This window comes from Comamonas sp. JUb58 (assembly GCF_004364775.1).
Lineage (GTDB): Bacteria > Pseudomonadota > Gammaproteobacteria > Burkholderiales > Burkholderiaceae_C > Comamonas.
In genome coordinates, this window is record NZ_SOAL01000049.1 from 1,406 (window position 1) to 2,910 (window position 1,505).

The 1,505-nt window shown below is 50.3% G+C and carries 1 rRNA gene (cut by a window edge); it reads right to left on the reverse strand.

The features are described from left to right. Nucleotides 1-1,472: ribosomal RNA gene (locus tag EDF71_RS24765) — 23S ribosomal RNA — on the reverse strand; it reaches 1,402 nt to the left of the window's first position. Between the last annotated feature and the right edge of the window lie 33 nt (nt 1,473-1,505).

Genomic DNA, 1,505 nt, shown 5'->3' on the forward strand with positions numbered 1-1,505 from the left:
ACGACTACAGGCTTGAACCAACATATCCAACAGTTGGCTGAGCTAACCTTCTTCGTCCCCACATCGCACTACACATCGGTACGGGAATATTGACCCGTTTCCCATCAGTTACGCATCTCTGCCTCACCTTAGGGGCCGACTTACTCTACGCCGATGAACGTTGCGTAGAAAACCTTGCGCTTACGGCGAGCGGGCTTTTCACCCGCTTTAACGCTACTCATGTCAGCATTCGCACTTCTGATACCTCCAGCATCCGTTACCAGACACCTTCACAGGCTTACAGAACGCTCTCCTACCACGCACAGTAAAACTGTGCATCCGCAGCTTCGGTAACTGGCTTAGCCCCGTTACATCTTCCGCGCAGGACGACTCGATCAGTGAGCTATTACGCTTTCTTTAAATGATGGCTGCTTCTAAGCCAACATCCTGACTGTTTTAGCCTTCCCACTTCGTTTCCCACTTAGCCCGTTTTAGGGACCTTAGCTGGCGGTCTGGGTTGTTTCCCTCTTGAGTCCGGACGTTAGCACCCGGTGCTCTGTCTCCCAAGCTGTACTCTGCGGTATTCGGAGTTTGCATAGGTTTGGTAAGTCGCCATGACCCCCTAGCCTAAACAGTGCTCTACCCCCGCAGGTAATACTTGAGGCACTACCTAAATAGTTTTCGGAGAGAACCAGCTATTTCCAAGTTTGTTTAGCCTTTCACCCCTATCCACAGCTCATCCCCTAGTTTTGCAACACTAGTGGGTTCGGACCTCCAGTACCTGTTACGGCACCTTCATCCTGGCCATGGATAGATCACTTGGTTTCGGGTCTACACCCAGCGACTTGTCGCCCTATTCGGACTCGATTTCTCTACGCCTTCCCTATTCGGTTAAGCTTGCCACTGAATGTAAGTCGCTGACCCATTATACAAAAGGTACGCCGTCACCCCTAAGGGCTCCGACTTTTTGTAAGCATGCGGTTTCAGGATCTATTTCACTCCCCTCCCGGGGTTCTTTTCGCCTTTCCCTCACGGTACTTGTTCACTATCGGTCGATGATGAGTATTTAGCCTTGGAGGATGGTCCCCCCATATTCAGACAGGGTTTCTCGTGCCCCGCCCTACTTGTCTGCAGCCTAGTACCACCAATGCGTTTTCACATACGGGGCTATCACCCACTATGGCCGGACTTTCCATTCCGTTTTGTTAACACACTGACTATCACTGCAAGGCTCTTCCGAATTCGCTCGCCACTACTATCGGAATCTCGGTTGATGTCTTTTCCTCTGGGTACTTAGATGTTTCAGTTCTCCAGGTTCGCTTCACTGAGCTATGTATTCACTCAGTGATACCTATTGCTAGGTGGGTTCCCCCATTCAGAAATCTCCGGATCAAAGTTTATTTGCCAACTCCCCGAAGCTTATCGCAGGCTATCACGTCTTTCGTCGCCTATCATCGCCAAGGCATCCACCACATGCTCTTAGTCACTTGACCCTATAACTTTGACATCTATCTCTAGATCTCTAG